Source organism: Mesorhizobium sp. P5_C1 (assembly GCF_054049815.1).
Genome location: NZ_JBFULQ010000981.1, coordinates 1 through 1,286 on the forward strand (window position 1 = coordinate 1; position 1,286 = coordinate 1,286).

2 protein-coding genes are annotated in these 1,286 nt (G+C 60.7%); both read right to left on the bottom strand.

The genetic code is table 11. The features are described from left to right. Positions 1-292 (bottom strand): phosphotransferase enzyme family protein (locus tag ACXJ7R_RS33210; protein ID WP_457155491.1); only part of this gene is annotated, 292 nt, incomplete at its 3' end. Positions 293-303: 11 nt separating this feature from the next. Continuing rightward, the coding region (locus tag ACXJ7R_RS33215) for an aspartate aminotransferase family protein (protein ID WP_457155492.1) at positions 304-1,286 on the bottom strand (983 nt) is incomplete at its 5' end.

Here is a 1,286-nt window from a genome sequence, read left to right on the forward strand (position 1 = left end):
GCGCTATATAGTCGCCGCCGTTGAGAGTGGGGAGGGGCGTCGGGACCTCGATTCCGCCTTGCCTCAGCACCTTCATCCACTGCAGCTCCGAACCAAGGGCCGCGGCGCTGTGGTATCCAGGACGGTGGAGCCTCAGGACCGCGGGGCGCCCGTCCGAAAGTGCAATCCTGAAGACTGCATTCTCACGGTACTTCAGAAGCTCCGGCTGCTGGGGCGAGAGTCCCCAGTGAGCGAGTGCTTCCTTGGCTCTGAGTGAAAGACGTGCAGATAGCGCCTCGGAAATGTCTCCCACGACAAATCTCCCTAGAGCGCTGTCAGCACGTCATCGAGGGTGCCGATCAACAGGTCGGCATTTTCCGTAGTGAAGGGCATCGGCGGGCGGATTTTCGTCGCGCACTGGTGGATGCCGAGCTTGCCCATCAAAACCCCGCGCTTGCGCATTTCGTTGATGAGCCGCGTTGCGAGTTCAGGCGCGGGCGTCTTCTCCGCCCTGTCGAGCACAAGTTCCGCCCCGAAAAACAGTCCGCTGCCACGCACGTCGCCGATGACGGAATGCTTTTGCGCCAACCGCACGAGGCCGTCCTTGGCATATTTGCCGACGTTTTTTGCGTTTTCGACCAGTTTCTCGGTTTCCAGCACCTCGAGTACGGCCATGCCCGCAGCACAGGAAACCGGATTGCCGCCAAAGGTGTTGAAATATCGAAACGCCTTGCGGAATGCGTTCAGGGTCTCCGATCCCGCCACGACGCCAGCAATGGGATGTCCGTTTCCCATCGGCTTGCCCAGCGTGACGACATCGGGAACGATGCCGGCGTGCTGATGTCCCCACATGTTGTCGCCAGTCCTGCCAAACCCAGGTTGGACTTCGTCGGCAATTAGAAGACCGCCAGCCTTTCGCACCGCTTCGGCCGCTCCCGTCAAGAATCCCTTGGGCAAATCGGGGAAGCCCTCGTTCGCGAAGAACGGGTCGACGATCAAAGCCGAGAACCCGTGTCCGCTCTCGTCAAGCGAACGGATCGCCTTCTCTACCTCAGCGGTGAAAGCAGCTGCAAACGGTTCGCCCGCAACCCCACCCAGTGGCCGGTAACTGTCGGGTGCCGATACATGACGGACATGGCCGCCATAGCCTCCGACAGGTGGCATACGTGTCGACAGCTGGGAAACGGCGGTCGTGTTTCCGTGGTAGGTGAAGTCTGTTGCGATCACCCCCGTCTTTCCTGTGACGGCTTGTGCCATCCGAAGCGCGATGTCGTTTGCCTCGCTACCGGTACAGGTCAGGATTGCGG